1 protein-coding gene is annotated in these 632 nt (G+C 70.6%); it reads left to right on the top strand.

What is annotated here, in order from left to right; genetic code table 11:
* Window positions 1-240: 240 nt before the first annotated feature.
* On the top strand, window positions 241-632 hold a 392-nt coding region (locus tag A5781_RS12100; RefSeq protein WP_156624580.1), incomplete at its 3' end, for a TetR/AcrR family transcriptional regulator.

Here is a 632-nt window from a genome sequence, read left to right as displayed (position 1 = left end):
CCCATCTCGGCCACACACCGCATCGCCGCGGTGATGATCCGAGCGCGGGTCTGCTCCCCGTCGGCGCCCACCGGGCGTCCACGCTGCGCCCGCGTCACCGTGCTCTCCCCACTCGCGCGTCCTGTCCGCCGGCTCTGAGTGCCCGGCAGGTCGAATATAATCGAGTGATCGATTAGTTTGGGCTTCCGCGCGGAGGTGCGCAGTGTGTGATGGACGGACCTGCGGCGGGTTCCGCGCGGCATGAGCGTCGCGCCGTCGCAATTGGGCCGCCCGGTCGGCGCCAGCGGCGAGGAGACCCGCCGGCGGATCGTCGTCGCCACCATGCGCTGTGTGGCCACGGCGGGGTACTCACGGGCCACCATCCGTGAGATCGCCCGCACCGCGAACGTCACCAGCGCCAGCCTGTACAACTACTTTCCGAACAAGGCCGAGTTGATCAAGGCCGCGATCGCGGCACGCACCGATGTCGCATTGCCTCGACTGCGGGCGGCCGCCGCGGGCGCCGGGACCGCCATCGATCGGATCGAGGCGGTGCTCGACGAGTCGGGCCGGCTCATGCGCGAGTACCCGGATCTCGCCGCCTTCGAGTGGGTGATCCGCGCCGAGGGCGTGGCCGACGTCGATTCGCGGCT

Source organism: Mycobacterium sp. 852002-30065_SCH5024008 (genome assembly GCF_001665645.1).
GTDB classification, from domain to species: domain Bacteria; phylum Actinomycetota; class Actinomycetes; order Mycobacteriales; family Mycobacteriaceae; genus Mycobacterium; species Mycobacterium paraffinicum.
This window is presented reverse-complemented; position numbering and strand designations above follow the sequence as displayed.